We start from the raw sequence: 22,182 nt of genomic DNA, 5'->3' as shown, positions 1-22,182 counted from the left end.
GGGGTTTTCTTCTATTTCGCCGCGTTGTTCATCACCGCATTGAATTTATCGATCGGACAGAAGCCGTTGCCATCTACCGGACAGCCCTTCAGCTCCAGCGTCACGCGCTGCGCAGGAGATTGCAGCGACAGCACGCTGGCATTACGCAACTGCTCTGAACTCTGGTAGACATACTCAATTTTCATCAGCTCCTGGTTAGTGTTTTTGTCATGCCAGCGCTGGAAGACAATTTTACCGCCAATCGGGGTTCGTTCCTGCTGGTCGTGCAGCTGATACGGCCTGAAATCCAGCGCGGTCAGCAGCGAGGCAATGTTGGAGTCGTGCCCCACCAGCAGGGTAATTTTTGGCGCTTTGGCCTGTTCGGTCACCAGCGCTTTATCAATGTACTTCACCAACGGTTTAGCCACGTTCTGCGCCACGTCCGTCGAGGTAAACAGCGAGTCCTGGTAGCCGTTTTTCAGCTTCGACAGCACGCGCCACTGCTGATCGGTTTTGATTTCCCCCCATGCCACCTGGTCTGCCGGGAATCCTTCGTAATACTGTAGGGTGAACGCATCCACCAGCGAGTTACCCACTTTCAGCGGCCCGGAGACGCCCGGCTCTTTTTCATAATCGGCGCTGAACGTATCTTTCGCCTCCGTCAGGGAACAGACTTTTTTCTCCTTGCAGGACGGCGAGTCGCTATAGTTTGTCAGCTGCTCCAGCAGTTTGTAGCTTTCATCCAGCTGCATTTTCTGCCGTTCTGTCTCCATCGCTTTCAGCGCTTTCTCACGAAACTCAGGGGAATTATCGGTAATGACCGGATTGAAGGTGGGGTCCATGGTGCCCATTTTTTCCTGATGATGCACAGGCACATCGCACCCCGGGAACGCGCCGGTGATAAAGAACTGCGCGGTCGCCACGGTGCGCTGGAGGCTGTTGGCGTAGGCATAGACGGTACCCGCTGGCGGGCATTCACCCGTCTTCACCATCCCCTGCTCTGCCAGCCACTCGCGTATATAGTGACCCATATACACTTCCAGTACGCCCCCTTTGGTGGTGAGCTGTCCACCCGGGACGTCCCACTCCGGCCACTGCTTCGGCGTGGACTGCTCCAGCACGCTGCCGTTATTGGCGAGCGGTGCACGCAGGTTGTGGCGGCTCATGATGAGTACCTGTTCCAGCTGATAACCGTCCGGTGTGTCCTGCGCCTGTGCGCCAAAGGTCACGGCAAGGGTACCTGCCACGGCAACTGCAAGTAGTGCTTTTCTCATCCCTAATTCCTCACACGTTTTTTTAATGTCGCATTGAGTGTGACAGATTCGTGACAGGTTTTTCGGGAAGCATTTCTCAAACTGATGAATACGTGACTCGCTGATTCAGAGGCTGATGCTGGTGACGATGCCGACATACAGCGCCGCCCATGCGCAGGCTGAAAGCAGGCTGATGGCGTAAACCTTTATCGCGCTCAGCCTGAGCATGCCCGCCGCCAGCGGCACGATATAGCGCAGTACCGCCAGGAAACGCGAGGTGAACAACACCAGCAGGCCATTTTTATGCAGCTGGTGCTGTACCCGCAAAAACTTCCCGGCATGTTTTGCCGTGAAGCGTGACACTCGCCGGGTATGCCCCATCAGCTGGCCGATATGGTAATTCAGCACCGATCCTGCCGTAGCGCCCATCACCACCGCCAGCCACGTCAGCGCCGGATGCATACTCGACTGGCTGACGGCAATCCCCGCCAGCAGCATGACCGATGCGGGCGGGAGCACGGAAGAGATCAGTACCGTTGATTTACTCAGTGCCATAACAACGAGCAACGCGAAGAGATGCGTTGGATAATGCGCAAAATGATCCAGCAGCGTGTCCAGCCATGCCATTTTACTCTCCCCGGTAACATCAGAATTTCCCATTAGAAGTGAAAATAGTTAAATAAAACGTCAACATTCATTCAATAATATTCATTTAAACCATACCTAAACATTATTTAAATTCCTCAGCAGCCATTTTAAATAAGCGTATTATCCCTCACGTTTTACAACGATCTCGTTATGGCGAGGCTCCTGTACAAATACACGTTATCGCTCTGGTGGGTTCGAGAGAACCGGCACAGGGTAAAACAGGCACTGTCGAATCAAGGCTTTGCCAGTATAACTTCCCTTACGGGATACGGTGTACAGTGCTGAACCCAGGACGTGGGGATCTCCTTTCCGACATGCCCTGTCTTGCTCGCCCCTGAGAGATTTTATTATTCAAATGGAAGTTACAATGTCTTACGCTATTCACAACCAAAATCTGGCTTTTAACGACAGCGCCATCGCGCAATATATGAATACCGATTTTATCGTTATTGATATTTCATTATGCGTGGCTCTGGCACGCGAGCAGTTCTTTGAAAAATTAAAAGATGATGATATTCCGTCACATATTTTTATCGAAGACAACGGTCGCCTCGCGGGTTTGATTGCCGTACGTAAATTATTGCAGGCCACGGATACCGTACAGCCCGTTAAGGGGCTGATGATATCGGATTTTATCCAGCTTAAACCGGAAGATGAGCGGGCGGATGTCGCCGGGTTGCTGGCGCACGCAGGTGCGGATGTCGTACCGGTGGTGACCCACGGCAAGCTGGTGGGCTGCCTTACCGAGCGTGAAATCGCCCATCTGCTGGAAGATGACGTTACTGAAGATGCCCAGCTTCAGGGGGCAACGCTGCCGCTGGAGAAGCCCTATCTGGAAACCAGCGCCTTTAGCCTGTGGAAGAAACGCTCCGTCTGGCTGCTGCTGCTGTTTGTCGCGGAAGCGTATACCAGCTCGGTGATCCAGCATTTTGAAGAGGCGCTGGAATCCGCCATTGCGCTGGCGTTCTTTATTCCGCTGCTGATTGGCACCGGCGGAAACAGCGGGACGCAGATTACCTCGACGCTGGTGCGCGCCATGGCGCTGGGTGAAGTCCACCTTCGCGACGTGGGTCGCGTGCTGCGCAAAGAGATGAGCACCTCGTTAATGATTGCCGCCACGCTGGGCCTGGCGGGCTGCGTTCGTGCCTGGATGATGGGCATTGGGATGGAAATCACGCTTATCGTCAGCCTGACGCTGGTCTGCATTACGCTATGGAGCGCCATTGTCTCATCGGTGATCCCGATGGTATTGAAACGTTGCAAAATCGACCCGGCGGTCGTTTCCGCGCCGTTTATCGCCACGCTGATCGACGGTACCGGGCTCATTATCTACTTCAAAATCGCACAGTATACGCTTGGGCTGGAATAACGAAAAAACCCTGCGATATTGCTATCGCAGGGTTTTCGAATTTGGCGGAAGCGTAGAGATTCGAACTCTAGAACCCTTTCGGGTCGCCGGTTTTCAAGACCGGTGCCTTCAACCGCTCGGCCACGCTTCCAAAGTGAGGCGCACTATAAACATCTCTGAGCATGATGTAAAGCAGGAAATTGCATTACGTTGAGCTTCTTGCCTCATTCCCTTCCGCTCCGATCACTTCTTCGTCATCGGCTGGCTAAAATGTAAACATTTATTTTTACATCACATAAACTTATTAGAATGAAAGTTTGTGATCTAGACTCTTTTTCATACACCGCAGCTTATCCGTGCAACATTACCACCTCAATATGCCCTTGTAAGACCCTATTCACGCAGGTCACTGCGATAAGAGATTTTCCATGAAATTATTCGATACCGATAACTACAGACTTATTCTCTGGCGTAAATTTCTGCCGTGGCTGATCCAGAACGGTGCGCAAAAAAACAACCCGCATGACTATTTTCTGGTGTACTTAAAAGATGCCGACAATACGCGTTATATTCTGAAGAAGCACGAAAGCAGCAACGTTGTGCTCTGCCCGATGCATAAAAGCGAAGATGTCAGTATGAACGTGGAAGATATCAGCGAAATGCAGGCTGAAATCATTCACTATAAGCGCAATGGGTTTCAGGCTTACAAAGGCATTATCCCGTTTGCCTTTGACCATTATACGAAAATCATCACCTTAAAAACGGCCCTTGCTCGTCTAAAAGGGCGCTGTATTTCTGGCCTGAAATCTGATTCAGAAACCATCAGCCGGGACCGTTACAACTTGCTCAGGCTGCTGGTGACCGACTACGTCAACCAGCGCCCTTCGCGCGTTTCGTCTGGTTTCACCCAGCGGGAAGTGATCGCCATGCTTTACGGCACACTTTGGTATAAACATATCAAAAATGAGTCGTTTAGCAGAAAAATCGCGCTCTTACTTGAGTCGCTCGTGATCACGGGCGATCTCAGCGAAGAGGGTAAGGTGTACTACGTGCAGGGCCAGGCTATTACCACCATGGTCGAGTATGAAAAAGAGGACCAGCGGGTAACGCATCAGCAAAAAATGCAGAAAAAAATTACGCGTTTTATGTTTGCGATAACGCTATCTACGCTGCTGATTATTCTGGTTCTGCTGTCGATGGCCGGGGTCGTCGACCTCGCCGCTGTATGGCAGAAAATACTACAGATTAAGCCTCTTAGATTTTTAATGAATTTTATCTAAAACCCTGCCCATTAATTATGAATTTTATTTTTATCAGCGATAACTATTACCTTTGCCACGGTGTCTCAAGCTCACTGACATCTACCCATTTGATTCGCGATGAGGAGGATATTCACCATCTTTATGAGGTCGATCCTGAGCTGGATTTTATCATTGCGATTGAACAGGATAAGTTACGCAATAAAACCATTCAGCAGGTCAAAAAAGTCAAGCGTGATTACATTGTCCTGATGCATGAGATAGAAGCCAACAGCGCGGTGAGAATTGATAATATTATCTATTCGTCGATGCATTTTACTGCTCACCCTTTTCAGCAGCTGATGCGTTTTTATCGGGCGCTCAGGACACACTCCTTTACCCGACGCGAATATGACGTGCTAAAGCTTTTCCATATGGAAAATCATGAAATCGCGAAAAAGCTGCAACTGTCACAAAAAACGACCAGCACCTACCGCGTGAGGATCCTCGAGAAATTGAATATGCGTTCAAAAAACATTCTGGCGATGACCCGTATAAAATCGGCGATTGTCGATCAGAAACTGTGATCTTTTGGCTTACCTTGGGAAAACCGGGGCCTCAGGTTTCGCCCTGAGGGGGTTTGGCGGGCGCGGTATACCAATTCTCTTTGGCAACCATTACGCTGCCCTCTGGCTGCATAACAAAATTCGGAGACATGATCTGCACGTTAAATTCGTTAAACACATCCTGTATCTGGCTATGCAGTTCATTGCGGGCAACCGCGAGGGACTGGTCGGGCAGCAGACGAACCTGCAACTCGTAGGCGATATACCAGTCCATTAACCCTAACTGGCGCACCAGCGGCGGCTCAGAAAGATCAATCCCTTTTGCCCGTTTCGCGGCCAGCTCCAGCATGGCATGCACCTGACGCCATGGGGTGTCATAACCAATAGTGACGCTGACCGTCAGATTGAGGCTGCCATCGGGCTGTAGCGCGCTAAGGTTGGTGATCTTACCGCTCACCACCACCGCATTGGGCACGGTAACGACATAATTTTCCCGGGTAATAATTTTGGTCGCCAGCATGCCTATTTCACTGACCTTACCTTCGTTATCCGCCACCCGAATGACATCGCCTTTACGCAGTGCGCGGGAGTAAATCAGGACCAGACCGCTCATGGCATGGTTCATCACCCCTGCCGAACCCAGCGTTAACATCAGGCCGAAGAAGACGCTTATACCTTTAAACGCCAGTGAGTTTGCGCCGGGGAGAAACGGCCAGGCAGCGGAGAGAGCAAATAGCCAGACGGCGACGGAAATGAGCTTACGGGTAGCCCCCACGGTTTCCGGATGTACGCCGGGAAGTTGCAGACGACCAGCCTCCACCTGATTCAGCACCATCCTCAGAAGCTTCAGAATAAAAGCGGTAATGAGGAAAATGATCAGAACAATCGTCAGCCCCGGCAAAGCCGAGACAATCGCCAGGGCAATTTGCTGCACCACGCGAAGCGACCAGTCTCCCAGCGACGTGCCCCACACCCGCGTCCACGGAAACAGACTAAATGCCCAGCTCAGCCAGACGTAAAAGCCAATCAAACCCAGCAGGAACATCAGCAAGGCGTAAAGCCGAATCTCAATGGCGCCAATGTACCGCCGCCAGCTTTGCGGCACCCGGCTGCGATTCTCCACAATACGCAGACGGTAGACGCGTCGAAACCAGCGCCAGGATCGCCAGGCGCCATAGCAGAGCAGCAAAAGCGCCAGCAGGCCAGCGGCAGCTTTTACCGTCGACAGCGCCAGCCAGCCGGTATCGTATTGATCGCGCAGCGCCATTCTCTGCGCTTCCATGCGCGCCAGCACGCGCTGCGCGGCCTGATCGAGGGTGAGATCGTCCCCTTCGTCCAAATCCCCTTCCGTCAGCAGCATCACGGGCTTACCGTTCATCACGATCAGCCGCCCCTGCTGGTTATAGCGGGTCACGGGGACGATAGTGAGCGGCTCACGCACGTCCGCCTCGGTAAAATTGCGCAGGGTGTTGCGGATGCGTAAAACGCGCTCCTCCGGCGTGGTCAGGCCAAATTTCGCCTGAAGCATGACGATCGGCTGATGAAAGATATAGACCGTCCGGGCGCGCTCCTGCTCAGAAGGCGCCTGGCGGGGCTCAGCGGCATACGATGAGAAGGCGCTCAGGGAGGCAAAACAGAACGCAAACGCGAGCAGGATCTTTTTCATCCTCACTACCCCAGATCAGAAATCTTGTTGTTTTTCAGGCAACCCGCGAATGCCAGGTGGGTATGTTGAGAATAGTCCAGCCTTTCGTTTCTGCAACAAGCGACGGTGAGCGTGTTGCTCTCAATCACAATATATGTATTATGTTATAACATAACAATTTGGGATTGTGTTCTATGTTACTTAAAAAAGGGTTATTTCTGGCTTTATTGCTCTCCACGGCGCCTGCCGCTTTCTCAGCAACCACCTGGCCCCTCACGATTGAAAATTGCGGCGTAAAGCAGACCTTTGCGCATGCTCCTCAGCGCGTCGTGACCGTGGGACAGCATGAAACAGAATTACTGCTCGCACTGGGGCTGGAGAAAAAGATCGCCGCAACGTCGGTCTGGTTCGGCAAGCTCCCGGATCCGCTGGCAGATGCCGGGAAAAATATCCCCCGGCTTGCAGATAATTCCCCCTCATTTGAAGCCGTGGTGGGACAGAAACCTGAGCTCGTTCTCGCGCAGTATCACTGGCACATTGGTCCGCAGGGAGAAGTGGGCACCCGTGAGCAGTTTGCCTCGCTGGGGATTAATACGTGGATCTCTCCTGCCGACTGCACGGATAAAGCGGTGACGGAAAAGTCAAACGCAGACGGAGCACGCAGCGCGCCGTTTTCGCTGGCCGAAATCACACGGGAAGTGACAGATCTGGCGACGATATTTGATGTTTCCGCGCGAGGTGAGCAGCTTAATCATACGCTGACGGAACGTATCAAAAAGGCCAAGGCGCGCGTCTCAGCGAAACCGCTTCGCGTCGTATTCTGGTTCTCAAGTAGCCGTCTGAATGGCGATCCCTGGGTGGCGGGGAATTACGGCGCGCCTGGCTGGATCAGCCGAACTCTGGGGTTGAAGAACATTATTGACTCTCATGACGAATGGCCGGCTGTAACCTGGGAACATATTGCCCAGTCGCAGCCGGACGTGATTGTTATCGCCGGGATGTCCCGCAGGCTCTACCCTGCCGATGACGTTGAGGTAAAAAAAGCATTCTTGCGTAATGACCCGGTGACGAAGAACATGCCTGCGGTCAGGAACAACCACATTATTGTGGTGCCGGCAATGTCGTTAAACCCTTCATTACGTAACGTCGATGCGGTTGAGCTTATCAGCGATCGGCTGGCTTCTTTCCAGGATGAACAATGAGTCATTTCGCTTTTGACCGCCGCCAGCAAGGTTTACTGGCAGCAGGCGTCATGGCGCTGCCGCTAATACTGGTTTTTGCCGCCAGTATCGGTGATATGCCGGTGTCGTATGCCAGTACCGGGAAAGCGATCCTCAACGGACTGGGTTTGACCTCTTATGCGTTGCCACAAACGGAGGAGGGTATCGTCTGGCAATATCGCATGAGCCGGGCAGTGATGGCCGCGTGCAGCGGCGGTGGCCTGGCGCTGTGCGGGCTGGTGTTACAGTCGATCCTGCGTAACCCTCTGGCTGAGCCTTATCTGCTGGGGATTTCCGCGGGCGCCTCGCTGGGGGCCGTCTGCGTGATGCTTCTCGGCATGGGGGGAAGCGTGATTGGCGTGAGCAGCGGTGCGTTTGTCGGCTCCTGCGCCGCCTTTGCGCTCATCATGGTGATTACAAACGGGATGAGTGAAAGCCCGTCGCGCATTTTGCTGGCCGGTATTGCGGGCACCCAGCTCTTCAACGCCATGATCGCGTACGTCGTCAGCACGTCCGCCAATGCCGAGCAGTCCCGTAGCGTCATGTTCTGGCTGATGGGGAGTCTGAGCGGCGTGCGCTGGCCTGACGCGCTGCTGGCGCTGGCCGTTACGCTTGCGGGTTTACTGGTGGTATTGCTCTTTTCCCGGGCGCTGGACACCTTCACCTTCGGGGATGAGGTCTCCACCACGCTGGGGATCCCGGTTACCGCCGTGCGTATTGTCTTATTGCTGACCTGTGCCGTTGTCACCGCCACGTTGGTGAGCGCCACAGGCGCAGTGGGGTTTGTCGGGCTGGTCATTCCCCATGTGACGCGCATGCTATGCGGGCCGGGCCATCGCCGCTCGATCCCGCTGACGTTTCTCATCGGCGCCCACTTTATGATCCTTGCCGATATCGTCTCACGCACGCTGATCGTGCACCAGGTTCTGCCCATCGGGGTGGTGACTGCGCTGGTGGGCGCCCCCGTCTTTGTGGCGTTGCTTTATCAAAACCGAAAGGAGCATCCATGAATATAACAGTGGCCGGGTTAACCGTAACCCGACAGGCGCAGACGGTGCTTAAGGATATCGATCTCGACCTGCCATCCGGGCAGATTGTCGGCCTGTTAGGGCCAAACGGCTCAGGCAAGTCGACGCTGCTGCGCTGCCTCGCCGGGCTGTTTCCAAGACACAGCGAATGTGTTGCGCTTAATGGCACAACGCTTGGCTTGATGCCGCTGAAAATACGGGCGCAGCACATGGCGTTTGTCCCGCAACATGCTGAGGTCGACGGGGAACTGACCGTTGAGGATATTGTCAGGCTGGGGCGTACGCCCTACCGGAAAACATTCCAGAGAACCACGCGCGACGATGAGGCTGCGGTTGAACAGGCGATTGGCCTGATGCAGTTATGCAGCTTACGCCAGCGGCGATGGCACTCTTTGTCAGGCGGAGAACGACAGCGAAGTCAGATAGCCCGCGCGCTGGCCCAGCAGCCGCAGGTGCTGTTGCTCGATGAACCGACAAACCACCTGGACATTCAGCACCAGCTGGAGCTGATGCGGCTCGTTTCACAGCTGCCGCTTACGGTGGTGGTTGCACTGCACGATCTCAATCTTGCGGCCAATTATTGCCAGCGTCTGATCCTCCTGAAGGCCGGGCAGATCGCAGCCACGGGTGCGCCCGAAGCGGTGCTGACGCCCTCGAACATCGCGGATACCTGGTGCGTAAAAGCTCAGGTCTGTAAGGCCGACGCCGGGATCACGATAAGCTATAACATGGGTGACATGGCGGAGAGCCAGAACAAAAGCAAAAAACCCTGCGATATTGCTATCGCAGGGGTTTCGAATTTGGCGGAAGCGTAGAGATTCGAACTCTAGAACCCTTTCGGGTCGCCGGTTTTCAAGACCGGTGCCTTCAACCGCTCGGCCACGCTTCCTAAGTGAGGCGAACTATAAACACCTCACCGCGCGCTGTAAAGGGTGCGCGCATTCGTTCGCTTTAAAAATAGCCAAAATGCGTTTAATCGGTTGAATAGACAACAGATTGGCCGTTTTACCAGCATAATATCCACCGCGGATCGTTAGTGCTTTTTGATGTACATATCTTTGGTGTAGTAGTAGCCAAGCTTATCCGGCGTGAAGCCCCCTACCCACGGTTTCACCAGGTGCGTGCGCACGTAGTGGTAGACAGGGATCGCCGGCACATCGCGCCCCAGCAGATCTTCTGCCTGCTGGTAGAACTTACCGCGCTCCTCCGCCGTTTTCGCCTTCGCCGCATTCACCAGAGCCAGATCGTATTCCGGATTGCTGTACTGAGTGGTGTTTTGGCTGTCACCGGTACGGAAGTTATTCAGGAAGGTTGCGGCGTCATCGTAATCAGCAATCCAGGCGTAGCGCACCGCGTCAAAGTTATGGGTGTGCATGGTATCAAGCATGGTTTTCCACTCCTGGTTTTGCAGCTTCGCCTCTACGCCGAGGTTCTTCTTCCACATCGAGCTGGCGGCAATCGCAATACGCTGGTGCGATTCCGAGGTGTTATAGAGGAGATTAAAGCTGAGCGGATGGCTGTCGTTAAATCCGGCTTCGGCCAGCAGTTTTTTCGCCTCGGCAATGCGTTTATCCATCGGCCAGCTGGCGTAATCAGGGTTCTGTAACTTGACGCCGCCAATATCCGGCTGGCTGATGAGCCATGCCGGGCGTTGCCCCTGCCCTAAAACTTTCCCGGCGATAATATCTTTATCCAGCGCCAGATTCAGCGCCTTACGCACGCGGGCGTCGCTGAACGGCGGCCGGGTGGTGTTGAATTCGTAATAATAGGTGGCAAGCTGCGGAGATACATCCAGCTCGCTCCCCAGCGTTTTCTTCAGCTGAGCAAACTGGTTGATCGGCACCGTGTAGGCGATGTCGATTTCGCCCGCTTTGTAGCGGTTGACGTCAGCGGCTTCGGAGGAAATGGGCAGATAGGTCACCTTGTTGATGACGGTATGTGCGTTATCCCAGTATTTCGGGTTTCGCACCGCCACAATGCGTTCGTTCACCACCCACTGTGACAGTTTATAGGCCCCGCTGCTGACGAAGTGCTCCGGTTTGGTCCACTTATCACCGAAACGACCTACCAGGACTTTATCTATCGGCACCAGAGACGGGTGAGCCAGCATCGCCAGGAAAGCAGCATTTGGCTGGGTGAGCGTCACTTCCAGCGTGGTGTCATTGATGGCTTTCACGCCCAGCGACTCGGGTGCTTTTTTGCCTTCTGCGATATCAGTGCCGTTGACGATACGCATACTGCCGGGATAGCTGGCATACGGAGAGACGGTTTTCGGGTCGACCAGTCGCTGCCAGCTCCAGACGACATCTTCCGCGGTGATGGGGGTGCCATCGCTCCAGGTTATGCCAGGGCGCAGATGGAAAGTCCAGACGGTGTTATCTTTATTTTCCCATTTCTCCGCCAGGCGCGGCTGGATTTCACCTGCCGGAGAGACGCTGACCAGCCCGTCGAATAAATCGCTGATAATATTGAATTCGACATCGCTTTCGACTTTATGCGGGTCGAGCGAGGCGGGTTCACTGCCGTTGTTCCTGACCAGTTCCTGCTTATCTGCCAGCTGGGTTCCTGCCGGCACGTTAGCCGCCCAGGTTGCCGTGCTGGCGCACAGGACCCCTGCGGTTAACAAAGAGAGCGTAAAGTGCATGCGTGTTTGTGGTTTCATTTCCTTCGCCTTATTGTCTGTTTTTATGACGATCCGGAAATAACTCTTAGCGGCCTTAGGGAAATAACGCAATATTTTTCAGTGACCTATAAGAGGTTGATCTGAATACACCTTGCATACCGCACTTCATTCTGAGTACAAAGGCTTTACCAGAATAAAAAACCAGCATAATCCCTAAGGGGCTGAGTAAAGATGGGTAAAACCACTTTGCGTCTGCCGCGCCGTTTCCTATTCTTTGCGCTAATTACATCTGTCATAAGAGAGTGACTCATGGATCGTATAATTACTTCTTCACGCGACCGCACATCGCTACTCAGCACCCATAAGGTGCTGCGCAATACCTATTTCATGCTCAGCCTGACGCTGGCGTTTTCGGCGATCACCGCGACGGCCAGCACCGTATTGATGCTGCCTTCTCCGGGCCTGATCCTGACGCTGGTGGGTATGTATGGTCTGATGTTCCTGACCTATAAAACCGCGGATAAACCGGTGGGTATTCTCTCCGCTTTCGCCTTCACCGGCTTCCTGGGCTACATCCTGGGGCCAATCCTGAACGCCTATCTGTCTGCCGGAATGGGCGACGTGATTGGTATGGCGCTGGGCGGTACCGCGCTGGTGTTCTTCTGCTGCTCGGCCTACGTGCTGACCACCCGTAAGGACATGTCCTTCCTCGGCGGTATGCTGATGGCGGGTATCGTGATTGTGCTGGTCGGTATGCTGGCGAACATCTTCCTGCAATTGCCTGCTCTGCATCTGGCAATCAGCGCGGTGTTTATCCTGATTTCATCCGGCGCAATCCTGTATGAAACCAGCAACATCATTCACGGCGGTGAGACGAACTATATCCGCGCCACCGTGAGCCTGTATGTGTCGCTGTACAATATTTTTGTCAGCCTGCTGAGTATCCTGGGCTTCGCCAGCCGCGATTAACTCACCGTGCTGTGAACAAAGCCCCGCTTATGCGGGGCTTTGTTTTTTTGGTAGACTGAGGCGGTTTTTGACAAACGCGTGAATGAATATGTTGAGTTTTGAAGGCAAAGAGATCGAAACCGATAACGACGGTTATCTGAAAGAGAGCAGCCAGTGGAGCGAAGCGCTGGCGGAGAAAATTGCGGAAAACGAAGGAATTACCCTCTCCCCGGAACACTGGGAAGTGGTGCGCTTTGTGCGCGAATTCTACCTCGAATTCAACACCTCTCCGGCTATCCGCATGCTGGTCAAAGCCATGGCGAATAAATTTGGCGAAGAGAAAGGCAACAGCCGTTATCTGTATCGCCTGTTTCCGAAAGGCCCGGCTAAACAGGCGACAAAAATTGCCGGCCTGCCAAAGCCGGTAAAATGCATTTAATAGCGAATACTGAAGTCAGCGTATTCCCGGCCGGGTTGATGCGGTTCCGTTAGCACCTTATCAACCCGCGCGCTGCGCGGTCCGCCCGCTTTCAGCCACGCCACCAGCTTCTCTACCCGATCCGCCTCACCGCAGGCCACAACCTCCACGCTGCCATCATCCATGTTACGCGCATACCCCGTCAGTCCGAGCTGAAGGGCTTCGCGCTGGGTGCTGTAGCGGAATCCGACGCCCTGTACAAGGCCATGGACCCAGGCAATGGTGCATACATTTGACATCATCCTTCTCCTTATCCGACTGGCGCGTTGCATTTCCTCGCTGAAGTCGGGAAAATGGCGGCCATTTCATTGGAATCGACAGAATAGCAAATTATGAGTGTACGTTTAGTGTTAGCCAAAGGGCGCGAGAAGTCATTACTGCGCCGCCATCCCTGGGTCTTTTCCGGCGCGGTTGCCCGCATGGAAGGTAAAGCCAGCCTCGGTGAAACCATCGATATTGTTGACCATCAGGGGAAATGGTTAGCACGCGGCGCATACTCGCCTGCATCTCAGATCCGCGCGCGCGTCTGGACGTTCGATAAAGAAGAAGCCATCGATATCGACTTCTTTGTCCGTCGTCTGCAACAGGCGCAGCAGTGGCGCGAGTGGCTGGCAAAGCGTGACGGGCTGGACAGCTATCGTCTGATTGCCGGTGAATCCGACGGGCTGCCGGGCGTGACCATTGACCGCTTCGGCAATTTCCTGGTGTTGCAGCTGCTGAGCGCCGGGGCGGAATACCAGCGTGCCGCGCTAATTAGCGCCCTGCAAACCCTGTTCCCGGAATGTGCCATTTACGACCGCAGCGACGTGGCGGTACGTAAAAAAGAGGGCATGGAGCTGACGCAGGGCCCGGTCACCGGCGAACTGCCGCCTGCCCTGCTGCCTATCGAGGAGCACGGCATGAAGCTGCTGGTGGACATCCAGGGCGGCCATAAGACCGGTTATTATCTCGACCAGCGTGACAGCCGTCTGGCAACGCGCCAGTACGTTGCCGATAAGCGCGTGCTGAACTGCTTCTCCTATACCGGCGGCTTTGCGGTCTCTGCCCTGATGGGCGGCTGTGCCCAGGTTGTGAGCGTCGACACCTCACAGGAAGCGCTGGATGTGGCGAAACAGAACGTTGAGCTGAACAAGCTGGATCTGAGCAAAGCGGAGTTTGTGCGCGACGACGTGTTCAAACTGCTGCGTAAATACCGCGACCAGGGCGAGAAATTTGACGTTATCGTGATGGACCCGCCGAAGTTTGTAGAAAATAAAAGCCAGCTGATGGGCGCCTGCCGTGGCTATAAAGACATCAACATGCTGGCGATCCAGCTGCTGAACCCGGGTGGCGTTCTGCTGACGTTCTCCTGCTCTGGCCTGATGACGACAGATTTATTCCAAAAAATCATCGCCGATGCCGCAATAGATGCGGGTCGTGATGTACAATTTATAGAGCAGTTCCGTCAGGCCGCCGATCACCCGGTGATCGCTACCTACCCGGAAGGGCTGTATCTGAAAGGGTTTGCCTGTCGCGTCATGTAACTTGAAAAGAGAAATATTGCCCGCACATAGTGTGTATGTAATGTTTCCCGGGAGGTGACTATGATTGCCAGCAAATTCGGTATCGGCCAGCAGGTCCGCCACACCTTGCTTGGATATTTGGGTGTGGTCGTGGATATCGACCCGGAGTATTCCCTTGATGAACCGTCAGCAGACGATCTGGCCGTTGACGCAGAGCTTCGCGCCGCGCCCTGGTATCATGTGGTTATGGAGGGCGACGATGGTCAGCCTGTCCATACCTATCTTGCCGAAGCGCAGCTGAGTGGTGAACTACAGGATGAGCATCCGGAACAACCCACTATGGACGAGCTTGCTCAGACCATCCGCAAACAGTTACAGGCGCCAAGACTGCGTAACTAAAGGTGTAAAAAAGCCCGTCAAGCGGGCTTTTTTTATTTTGCCAGCCCCAGACGGGGGATGTCGATTGCCGGACAGCGATCCATCACCACCTTCAGCCCGGCATCGCGTGCCAGCACGGCCGCCTGCTCATTAATCACGCCCAGCTGCATCCACAGCGTTTTCGCGCCAATGGCGATCGCTTCCTGCGCCACGCCCCAGGCCGCCTCTGAATTACGGAAAACGTCCACCATATCCACCTTTTCCGGCACGTCCGCGAGCGTCGCATAGCCCTGCTGACCCAGCAGCGTTTTCCCCGCCACCTTCGGCGAGACCGGGATCACGTGATATCCCTGGTCCAGAAGGTATTTCATGACCCGATAGCTTGGGCGATCCGGTTTATCGCTCGCGCCGACCAGCGCGATAGTGCGCGTGGACGTCAGAATCTCGATAATGTCGTTCTCTTTCATGCTGTTCCTCCTGGTTTTTTTCAAAGTGTACGTCAAAGCGGACATCTCAACCACGCATCCCATACAGAAGTATGAGGGCAAAACGGCAGAATATGTCTATATGTTAGTAAACGTGTTTATCGAAAAATTTTGATACATTCTTACCAGGTAGTTTGTCTACAGGAGTCTGCTATGAAAACCGGCATTGCCTGGGCTGTGGTTGCGTTAATCATGCCGGTTTGTGTTTTCGCAACCACCCTCAGACTCTCAACCGACATTGACCTGCTGGTGCTGGACGGGAAAAAAGTCTCCAGCTCCCTGCTGCGGGGCGCAGACAGCATCGAGCTTGATAATGGCCCGCATCAGGTGGTTTTTCGGGTTGAAAAGACGATTCGCCTCGCCGACAACGAACAACAGGTGTACATTTCGCCTCCGCTGGTGGTCAGCTTTAATACCCAACGCATCAGCCAGGTCAATTTTCGTCTCCCGCACCTTGAAACAGAAAAAGAGTCACTGGCATTTGATGCCTCACCGCGCATTGAGCTGGTGGACGGGGATTCTATGCCCATCCCGGTAAAGCTGGATATCCTGGCGCTGACAAAAAGGCCAAAAGGAACAGATTACGAAGCGGACACGGAGATCTATAACAGGGCCAGCAGGCGCGCCTCCCTGCCCCAGTTCGCCACCATGATGGCGGATGACAGTACCCTGCTTTCGGGCGTATCGGAGCTGGATGTACTCCCTCCTCAGTCGCAGACCCTTACTGAGCAACGCCTCAAATTCTGGTTCCAGAATGCCGATCCGGACACGCGCGCCCGTTTTCTGCAATGGGCGAAACGACAACCTTCGTCGTAAGCCACATTTTTTCGTCCTTTCTCTTGCAGCATCAGTCAGTTCCCGTCATCGTGTAGCGAGGTAACCTCACGGATAAGATTATGGAACTGACAACACGCACACTTCCGGCGCGCAAGCACATTGCTCTGGTTGCGCACGATCACTGTAAACAAATGCTGCTTAACTGGGTTCGTCGCCATCAGCCTCTTTTACAGCATCATGCCCTTTCTGCCACGGGAACAACCGGCAACCTGATCCACCGCGAAACCGGTCTGGAAGTGAATGCCATGCTGAGCGGCCCGATGGGGGGTGACCAGCAGGTCGGCGCTCAGATTTCGGAAGGTAAAATTGACGTTCTGATATTCTTCTGGGATCCGCTGAACGCGGTTCCGCATGATCCGGACGTTAAAGCGCTGCTGCGTCTGGCGACGGTATGGAACATTCCGGTAGCCACCAATCTTTCAACGGCAGATTTCATCATTGAATCGCCGCAGTTTAACGATCCGGTGGAGATTTTGATCCCGGATTATCAGCGTTATCTTGCGGAGAGACTGAAGTAGTTTTTTGCCCGGTGGCGCTGCGCTTACCGGGCCTACAGAATTTGCCCGGCGCGTTACGGCTTTCTCGCCACCGGCACGTCAATACTTTTCAAAATATCGACAAACACCGACGGCTCCTCTTTGTTGAACAAGAGCCACACGCGATGGCGCGCGCGGGTTATCGCCACGTACAGTAAGCGCCGCTCCTCTGCATCCGGGAAATCTTCCGGAACAGGCAATAACGCCTCTTCCATCACGGATTCCCGCGCCGGTGCCGGGAAACCGTCGCTCCCCTCTTTCAGCCCCACCACAATTACGTAGTCGGCCTGCTGCCCTTTACTGGCGTGAATGGTCATAAAATCGAGCTGTAGTTTTGGCCAGCGCGTTGCCGCTTTTTCCAGCGCCGTCGGCTTGAGGTGGTGATAACGCGCCAGGACCAGAATCCGTTCATCCGGTTTCGCATAGCCGCTCAGTTTATCCAGCAGCGGTTCCAGCTGATCGTCCGCCAGCAGCGTGACGGCCTTTTTATCCCCCGACGTCAGGCTGTTAAGCGGCTTCGACAGCTGATGCGGGTTCTGCTGAATAAAACGGTTGGCAATTTCACCAATCCGCGAGTTGAAGCGGTAGGTGGTGTCCAGATCGCTGCGATCGCCTTCCCCAAAATAGTGATGGAAGGCCGTCGTGAGGGAAAGTTGCGCCCCGCTGAAGCGGTAGATAGCCTGCCAGTCATCGCCCACGGCAAACAGCGACGTGTGTTTATTCTGCGCCCGCAGCGCCGAAAGCAGCGCAGCGCGCTGCGGCGAAATATCCTGAAACTCATCCACCAGAATGTGTTTCCACGGGCTGACGAAGCGCCCTTTCTCCAGAATGATAATGGCCTGATGGATTAGCCCGGAAAAATCGACCGCGTTTTCGTCTTTCAGCGCGGTTTTCCACGCTTTCAGCATCGGCGCCATTAGCTTTACCCGCTTAGAAAACACGGCGCGGATCGCTTCCGGTGCGCTTTCTATCATCTCCGCCTGAGAGCCGCCGTGCATGCGCATCAGGCTTACCCACCGGTCGAGACGAGAGCCCAGCCGGCGCGCCAGCTTTTCATCCTGCCAGAAGCTGCCCTCCGGCACCTCCCAGTTGAGTTCCTCTTCAAGCCACTGACGCCAACCTTTCGCCTGCGCCTTTTTTTCACTGCACTGCTGACGCCATGCCTTGATAAACAGCGCCTGGCGAGCCTGAGCATCATTCTCCAGCTTGCTGACAACAGGGACTTTTTTGCTGCCCTGTTGAATGATGTGTAAAGCGAGGGAGTGGAACGTGCGCGCCGAGATATCCTGGGTATGCAAACGCGCCTGAATGCGCTCATCCATCTCCTGCGCCGCCTTGCGACCAAAAGCCAGCAGCAAAATCTGGTCGGCAACTGCCTCGCCCGTTGTCAGAAGCCAGCCCGCGCGCGCCACCAGCACCGACGTTTTGCCGCTCCCTGCGCCTGCCAGCACCAGTAAAGAGTGCTCGCCATTCACCACTGCGCGCGCCTGGGCAGGATTGAGAGGCGATGATTCCACCGTACTGAAGAAATCGGCATATTGCGTAAGCATCGCCTCAGTCCAGGCCTGGTTATGCGCCAGACGGCTTTTCTCGATATCGCTAAGCCAGGCCTGACACTTCCGCCACGCATCGCGACAGTTATCAAATTCCTCAAGCCGCGCCACCGGTAAAGGCAATGCCGTCAGCGCCTGGGTGATTTTTTGCTGAAGCCCGGCGGTTTGCTGGCGCGTCAGCCACTTCTGCTGCGTATTGCTTAGCGCGATATCGTCCAGCACCTGATGCAGCACCTGTGCGGCAATCACGCTCATCTCCTGGCTCCACTGGTGCCAGCGCATGTTCAGATGATGGTGGAAGCGTTGGGTTTCCGCCCACTCGGTCCCGTGGAGTCGCACCACTTTCTCTGCCGGTAAAACGAACTCCAGCTCCCCCCATACCAGCCCTCGTTTACAGTGAATGGCCAGTAGCTGATTAAACGGAATAAGGTATTCGTGGCGTTCACCGGAGACTTTCACTCCCGCATTAAGAAGCACAACCTTGTCGTAAGGGTGCTGCGCCAGGCGTTTGCCCATTGAAGTTGCTTTCAGTTCCATATCCTGCCGGATCCACGAGGTCATAATTTGTCAGACAGTTTAACTGCCAGTTTTAAGGTGCTCCAGCCCAAAAAAACGTTACAATCACCGGGCGTTAATCATATCGAAGGAAATGAGGGTTTATGCGTACCGTTCTGAATGTGTTGAATTTTGTCCTTGGCGGTTTTGCCACCACCCTTTCCTGGCTTTTTGCCACCCTGGTGAGCATCGTGCTTATCTTCACCCTTCCGCTGACGCGCTCCTGCTGGGAAATCACCAAACTGTCCCTCGTTCCTTATGGAAATGAAGCCGTGCACGTGGATGAACTGGAGCCGGAAAGAAAAAATGCTCTGATGAATACCGGCGGCACGCTGCTGAATATTTTATGGCTAATCTTCTTTGGCTGGTGGCTGTGTCTGATGCATATCTTCGCCGGTATCGCCCAGTGCATTACGATTATTGGCATTCCGGTTGGCCTCGCTAATTTCAAAATTGCCACCATCGCCCTGTGGCCGGTAGGACGCCGAGTTGTTCCGGTCGAAGTCGCGCAAGCCGCGCGTGAAGCCAATGCCCGTCGTCGTTTTCAGTAATAAGGACTGGCCGCTCTCATGCTAAGCCCCCTGCTTCGTCGCTATACATGGAACAGTAACTGGCTGTATAACGTCAGGATATTTATCGCCCTCTGCGGCACCGTCGCTCTGCCGTGGTGGCTGAATGATGTGAAGCTCACCATCCCCCTCACGCTTGGGGTGGTGGCCGGCGCGCTGGCGGATCTCGACGACCGCCTGGCCGGTCGTTTGCGTAATCTGGTCATCACGCTGGTCTGCTTCTTTATTGCTTCCGCCTCCGTTGAGCTGCTTTTCCCGTGGCCCTGGCTGTTTGCCTTAGGGCTGACGGTGTCCACCAGCGGCTTCATTTTGCTCGGCGGCCTCGGGCAACGCTACGCCACTATCGCGTTTGGCGCCCTGCTGATTGCCATTTACACCATGCTGGGCGTCTCTCTTTACTATCAGTGGTATCAGCAACCGGTCCTGCTGCTATTGGGCGCTATCTGGTATAACCTGCTGACCTTAACCGGGCATCTTATTTTTCCGGTTCGTGCCTTACAGGACAACATTGCCCGCAGTTACGAACAGCTGGCCCACTATCTGGAGCTGAAATCCCGGCTGTTTGATCCGGATATCGAAGAGGACAGCCAGGCGCCCCTGTACGATCTGGCGCTGGCAAATGGCCAACTGGTCGCCACGCTGAATCAGACCAAAGCGTCTCTGCTCACCCGTCTGCGCGGCGATCGCGGTCAGCGCGGTACCCGGCGCACCCTGCACTACTACTTTGTTGCCCAGGATATTCACGAGCGCGCCAGCTCCTCGCATGTGCAATACGCTGACCTGCGCGAGAAATTCCGCTACAGCGACGTGATGTTCCGTTTCCAGCGTCTGCTGTCGATGCAGTCTCAGGCCTGCCAGCAACTTGCGCGCTCAATACTGCTGCGCACGCCCTATCAGCACGATCCTCGCTTTGAACGCGCATTCAGCCACCTGGATGCGGCGCTCGATCGCGTCCAGGCCAGTGGAACTTCGCCGGAACAGTTCAAAGCCCTGGGATTCCTGCTCAACAACCTGAGAGCCATCGATGCTCAGCTCGCCACCATTGAGTCTGAACAGGCGATGGCGATGCCGGGCAATGACGCTGACAACCAGCTTGCCGACGACAGTCTCAACGGTTTCAGCGATATATGGCTACGCCTGAGCCGTCATTTTACGCCGGAATCCGCCCTCTTTCGCCATGCGGTAAGGATGTCGTTGGTACTGTGCGTCGGCTACGCGTTTATCCAGATAACAGGATTGCACCACGGCTACTGGATCCTGCTGACCAGCCTGTTTGTCTGCCAGCCGAACTATAACGCTACCCGCCATCGGCTCGCGCTGCGTATTGTCGGGACATTAGTCGGGGTCGCCATCGGACTGCCGGTGCTCTATTTTGTGCCTTCAGTAGAAGGGCAACTGATCCTGATTGTGATTACCGGGGTACTGTTCTTCGCCTTCCGCAATGTGCAGTATGCCCACGCCACGATGTTCATCACGCTGCTGGTTCTGCTCTGCTTCAATCTGCTGGGTGAAGGCTTTGAAGTGGCCCTCCCCCGTGTGATCGACACGCTTATCGGCTGCGCCATCGCCTGGGCGGCGGTGAGCTTTATCTGGCCGGACTGGCGTTTCCGAAATTTACCGCGCGTGTCCGACAGAGCAATGAACGCCAACTGCCGCTATCTGGACGCTATTCTTGAGCAATACCATCAAGGTCGCGATAACCGTCTGGCCTATCGGATTGCCCGTCGCGATGCGCATAACACTGACGCAGAGCTGGCTTCCGTTGTCTCGAATATGTCAACTGAGCCGCGCGCCACGGCAGAAATCCGGGAGACAGCCTTCCGCCTGCTGTGTCTGAACCACACGTTCACCAGCTATATCTCTACCCTTGGCGCCCACCGAGAGAAACTGACGAATCCGGGCATCCTGGCACTACTGGACGATGCCGTTTGCTACGTTGATGATGCGCTTCATCATCAACCTGCGGATGAGCCACGGGTTCACCAGGCACTGGATGAACTGGTGCAACGTATCGCACACCTTGATCCAGGCACCGACAACAAAGCTCCGCTGGTCCTTCAGCAAATTGGCCTGCTTATCGCTTTGCTGCCGGAAATTTGTCGGCTGCGACAGCAGATCGCTACCTGGCGGAATGATGGCCCTGCGACTCAGGCAGCGCATTAAACCACTCCGTAAGCTCCCGGCGAATATCCGCCGGGAGTGCCGCTTCATGTAATCCTTCAATCGCGCCTTCAAGCGCGAACAATACCCGGATACTCAGCGCTTTATTCTTAGAGCGCATTTTCAGCCAGCTCGTCTTCGCCCCCAACTGTCGTAGCGTCTCTTCATTGGTAATGCCCGCCTCCATAAGCAGGACCTCAATCTGAAAGGTCAGGTTCGGCAGATCTTTAAGCCGGTTACGCTGATGGCGCTGGTAGCGCTCTTTCCTGGCGGCATCGAGCGCAAACGAGGAGAGCTGAAGCAGTTTTTCCCTGTTTTGCCACAGACCTTCATCCACACGGTAGTAATTAAGCAGCACAGGACGTCCTCGTTTCATCAGGGTCAGAAAAGAAGAGGCGTTTTTTACACAGTATTTTGCACTTTGCTCACAGGCGCGAAGGTAAAGCTCACCGTCAGACACCATCGCGAACACCGCTTCATCCACGGCCAGGGTATAACCGCCAAACAGGGCGCGATGATGAATTTCGCCCAGCGGAGAGAGGTATTCTTGAGATTGATAAATCCGATCATAAGATATCTTTTTCATGATAATTCCATTAAAAATCATACAGTAACCACGATATTTCTTACTAA

The 22,182-nt window shown here is 54.5% G+C and carries 22 protein-coding genes, 2 tRNA genes and 1 riboswitch; of the genes, 14 read left to right on the top strand and 10 right to left on the bottom strand.

What is annotated here, in order from left to right:
• Positions 1–11 precede the first annotated feature (11 nt).
• Positions 12–1,253: a bifunctional glucose-1-phosphatase/inositol phosphatase gene (agp, locus tag ACQG03_RS08220; protein WP_032624509.1), complete on the bottom strand. Its 1,242-nt coding sequence runs from the start codon at positions 1,251–1,253 to the stop codon at positions 12–14.
• Between the two features lie 105 nt (positions 1,254–1,358).
• Complete coding sequence (locus ACQG03_RS08215; RefSeq protein ID WP_023299758.1) at positions 1,359–1,859, bottom strand: DedA family protein; 501 nt, start codon at positions 1,857–1,859, stop codon at positions 1,359–1,361.
• A gap of 158 nt (positions 1,860–2,017) precedes the next feature.
• Positions 2,018–2,187: riboswitch (M-box (ykoK) riboswitch) on the top strand.
• A 60-nt stretch (positions 2,188–2,247) separates the two neighbouring features.
• Here ACQG03_RS08215 and ACQG03_RS08210 point away from each other — a divergent pair.
• Positions 2,248–3,249 (top strand): magnesium transporter, encoded by a 1,002-nt coding sequence (locus tag ACQG03_RS08210; RefSeq protein WP_003858115.1) that lies wholly within the window; start codon positions 2,248–2,250, stop codon positions 3,247–3,249.
• A gap of 42 nt (positions 3,250–3,291) precedes the next feature.
• On the opposite strand, the gene ACQG03_RS08205 is transcribed toward ACQG03_RS08210, so the two are convergent.
• Positions 3,292–3,379 (bottom strand) — tRNA-Ser (locus ACQG03_RS08205).
• 277 nt (positions 3,380–3,656) lie between these two features.
• Between ACQG03_RS08205 and ACQG03_RS08200 the strand changes: the two genes are divergently transcribed.
• Together ACQG03_RS08200 and ACQG03_RS08195 are read left to right on the top strand one after the other, a co-directional pair.
• A complete protein-coding gene (locus ACQG03_RS08200; RefSeq protein ID WP_063163377.1) occupies positions 3,657–4,508 on the top strand; it encodes a hypothetical protein in 852 nt (283 codons plus the stop codon).
• 17 nt (positions 4,509–4,525) lie between these two features.
• Positions 4,526–5,053 (top strand): helix-turn-helix domain-containing protein, encoded by a 528-nt coding sequence (locus tag ACQG03_RS08195; RefSeq protein WP_023305829.1) that lies wholly within the window; start codon positions 4,526–4,528, stop codon positions 5,051–5,053.
• A 31-nt stretch (positions 5,054–5,084) separates the two neighbouring features.
• On the opposite strand, the gene ACQG03_RS08190 is transcribed toward ACQG03_RS08195, so the two are convergent.
• Complete coding sequence (locus ACQG03_RS08190; RefSeq protein WP_023299754.1) at positions 5,085–6,698, bottom strand: mechanosensitive ion channel family protein; 1,614 nt, start codon at positions 6,696–6,698, stop codon at positions 5,085–5,087.
• A 173-nt stretch (positions 6,699–6,871) separates the two neighbouring features.
• On the opposite strand from ACQG03_RS08190, the gene ACQG03_RS08185 reads away from it, so the two are divergent.
• The 3 genes from ACQG03_RS08185 to ACQG03_RS08175 are packed head-to-tail and all read left to right on the top strand — an operon-like array spanning position 6,872 to position 9,740.
• Positions 6,872–7,879, top strand: a complete 1,008-nt coding sequence (locus tag ACQG03_RS08185) for an ABC transporter substrate-binding protein (protein WP_063163378.1) — start codon at positions 6,872–6,874, stop codon at positions 7,877–7,879.
• Complete coding sequence (locus ACQG03_RS08180) at positions 7,876–8,907, top strand: FecCD family ABC transporter permease (RefSeq protein WP_426726114.1); 1,032 nt, start codon at positions 7,876–7,878, stop codon at positions 8,905–8,907. Before ACQG03_RS08185 ends, ACQG03_RS08180 begins: the two co-directional genes overlap by 4 nt.
• A complete protein-coding gene (locus ACQG03_RS08175) occupies positions 8,904–9,740 on the top strand; it encodes an ABC transporter ATP-binding protein (protein WP_237765597.1) in 837 nt (278 codons plus the stop codon). The genes ACQG03_RS08180 and ACQG03_RS08175 overlap by 4 nt, the downstream gene beginning before the upstream one ends.
• Here the strand turns inward: ACQG03_RS08175 and ACQG03_RS08170 are convergent.
• Positions 9,727–9,814 (bottom strand) — tRNA-Ser (locus ACQG03_RS08170). The two genes, ACQG03_RS08175 and ACQG03_RS08170, sit on opposite strands and share 14 nt — an antisense overlap.
• Positions 9,815–9,958: 144 nt before the next feature.
• On the bottom strand, positions 9,959–11,587 hold the full coding sequence (locus ACQG03_RS08165) for an ABC transporter substrate-binding protein (RefSeq protein WP_063152038.1): 1,629 nt from the start codon (positions 11,585–11,587) through the stop codon (positions 9,959–9,961).
• 270 nt (positions 11,588–11,857) lie between these two features.
• Here ACQG03_RS08165 and yccA point away from each other — a divergent pair, with 270 nt between their 5' ends.
• Positions 11,858–12,517 carry an FtsH protease modulator YccA gene (yccA, locus tag ACQG03_RS08160; RefSeq protein WP_003858127.1) on the top strand — a complete coding sequence of 220 codons (660 nt, stop codon included), beginning with the start codon at positions 11,858–11,860 and terminating at the stop codon, positions 12,515–12,517.
• Positions 12,518–12,605: 88 nt separating this feature from the next.
• Positions 12,606–12,935: a sulfurtransferase TusE gene (gene tusE, locus ACQG03_RS08155; RefSeq protein WP_003858129.1), complete on the top strand. Its 330-nt coding sequence runs from the start codon at positions 12,606–12,608 to the stop codon at positions 12,933–12,935.
• Here tusE and yccX read toward each other — a convergent pair.
• Positions 12,932–13,213 carry an acylphosphatase gene (yccX, locus tag ACQG03_RS08150; protein WP_003858131.1) on the bottom strand — a complete coding sequence of 94 codons (282 nt, stop codon included), beginning with the start codon at positions 13,211–13,213 and terminating at the stop codon, positions 12,932–12,934. The genes tusE and yccX overlap by 4 nt on opposite strands.
• Positions 13,214–13,306: 93 nt before the next feature.
• Here yccX and rlmI point away from each other — a divergent pair, with 93 nt between their 5' ends.
• Positions 13,307–14,497, top strand: coding sequence for a 23S rRNA (cytosine(1962)-C(5))-methyltransferase RlmI (gene rlmI / locus ACQG03_RS08145; RefSeq protein ID WP_023299749.1), 1,191 nt, complete (start codon positions 13,307–13,309; stop codon positions 14,495–14,497).
• 60 nt (positions 14,498–14,557) lie between these two features.
• A complete protein-coding gene (hspQ, locus tag ACQG03_RS08140) occupies positions 14,558–14,875 on the top strand; it encodes a heat shock protein HspQ (RefSeq protein ID WP_003858136.1) in 318 nt (105 codons plus the stop codon).
• A gap of 32 nt (positions 14,876–14,907) precedes the next feature.
• On the opposite strand, the gene ACQG03_RS08135 is transcribed toward hspQ, so the two are convergent.
• A complete protein-coding gene (locus ACQG03_RS08135; protein ID WP_023299748.1) occupies positions 14,908–15,321 on the bottom strand; it encodes a CoA-binding protein in 414 nt (137 codons plus the stop codon).
• Positions 15,322–15,492: 171 nt separating this feature from the next.
• Here ACQG03_RS08135 and csgI point away from each other — a divergent pair, with 171 nt between their 5' ends.
• Positions 15,493–16,155: a curli synthesis inhibitor gene (gene csgI, locus ACQG03_RS08130; protein WP_023305822.1), complete on the top strand. Its 663-nt coding sequence runs from the start codon at positions 15,493–15,495 to the stop codon at positions 16,153–16,155.
• Positions 16,156–16,235: 80 nt separating this feature from the next.
• Positions 16,236–16,694, top strand: a complete 459-nt coding sequence (gene mgsA / locus ACQG03_RS08125) for a methylglyoxal synthase (RefSeq protein ID WP_003858146.1) — start codon at positions 16,236–16,238, stop codon at positions 16,692–16,694.
• A gap of 53 nt (positions 16,695–16,747) precedes the next feature.
• Here the strand turns inward: mgsA and helD are convergent, their stop codons facing one another.
• A complete protein-coding gene (helD, locus tag ACQG03_RS08120) occupies positions 16,748–18,802 on the bottom strand; it encodes a DNA helicase IV (RefSeq protein ID WP_063163380.1) in 2,055 nt (684 codons plus the stop codon).
• A 122-nt stretch (positions 18,803–18,924) separates the two neighbouring features.
• On the opposite strand from helD, the gene ACQG03_RS08115 reads away from it, so the two are divergent.
• On the top strand, positions 18,925–19,371 hold the full coding sequence (locus tag ACQG03_RS08115; RefSeq protein ID WP_022647660.1) for a YccF domain-containing protein: 447 nt from the start codon (positions 18,925–18,927) through the stop codon (positions 19,369–19,371).
• An 18-nt stretch (positions 19,372–19,389) separates the two neighbouring features.
• Positions 19,390–21,552, top strand: a complete 2,163-nt coding sequence (gene yccS / locus ACQG03_RS08110) for a YccS family putative transporter (protein WP_426726113.1) — start codon at positions 19,390–19,392, stop codon at positions 21,550–21,552.
• On the opposite strand, the gene ACQG03_RS08105 is transcribed toward yccS, so the two are convergent.
• On the bottom strand, positions 21,509–22,135 hold the full coding sequence (locus tag ACQG03_RS08105; protein ID WP_023299743.1) for a TfoX/Sxy family DNA transformation protein: 627 nt from the start codon (positions 22,133–22,135) through the stop codon (positions 21,509–21,511). The genes yccS and ACQG03_RS08105 overlap by 44 nt on opposite strands.
• Between the last annotated feature and the right edge of the window lie 47 nt (positions 22,136–22,182).

Source organism: Enterobacter cloacae complex sp. 342H5, assembly GCF_050030905.1.
Taxonomy (GTDB): domain Bacteria; phylum Pseudomonadota; class Gammaproteobacteria; order Enterobacterales; family Enterobacteriaceae; genus Enterobacter; species Enterobacter intestinihominis.
This window is presented reverse-complemented; position numbering and strand designations above follow the sequence as displayed.